Source organism: Aquirufa nivalisilvae, assembly GCF_004307455.1.
Classification (GTDB): Bacteria; Bacteroidota; Bacteroidia; order Cytophagales; family Spirosomataceae; genus Aquirufa; species Aquirufa nivalisilvae.
Window position 1 is genome coordinate 1 of the sequence record NZ_SEWX01000017.1, and the last position, 711, is coordinate 711.

Consider the following 711-nt stretch of genomic DNA (forward strand, 5'->3'; position numbering starts at 1 on the left):
TCACCGTAACGTTCAAGGTTCCTCCTGTATTCGAGTTGATCGTTCCATCAGTAGCATTCACTGTTGCCGATTCTGCTTTGTACAAGATCATAGATCCTGTAGCCACACCTGCCGTAAAGGTCAAGCTTGTTGCTGTACCAAAGTTCGTAGCGGCTACTGTTGGGTTTGTCACAGGACTTGATGATGCAGTCGCTCCACTGAATGTGATATTTTTTGCTCCTGTGTAAGTTGTTACTGTATTGCCACTCGCATCTTGTGCTGTAACAGTTACGGTCTGACTACCACCTGCTGTTTGAGTTCCTGTTCCTGTGACAGCTAATTTAGTCGCTGCTCCTGGATTCACAGTGACACTAGAGCTAGTAGCTGCTGTTCCTGATGCTGGGGTAAAGGTAAAGGTGCCTGCTCCTGATGTTCCTGTGAACTTCAAGCCTAAGCTCGTTAAGTTCGCTACTCCACTAACAAAATCACCCGCTTGGTTCAATACATTATTAACTCCACTTCCTAATCCACTAATCGTTCCTGTTAAACTTGTTGTAACCGTTACGTTATTCGTGTTAGCTGCAAAAGTTGTTACCGTATTTCCGTAAGCATCTTGGGCCGTCAAGGTATTCGTTCCTGTAAAGGCTGTACCATTAATCTGTGGACTCGTTAAGCTCACCGCCAATTTCGTCATTGTTGATGGACTAACCGTTACGTTCAAAGTTCCCCCAG

General features: G+C 45.3%; 1 pseudogene. It reads right to left on the reverse strand.

The features are described from left to right. A pseudogene (locus tag EWU22_RS13180) lies at positions 1-673 on the reverse strand (hypothetical protein); the annotation flags it as partial. Positions 674-711 lie beyond the last annotated feature (38 nt).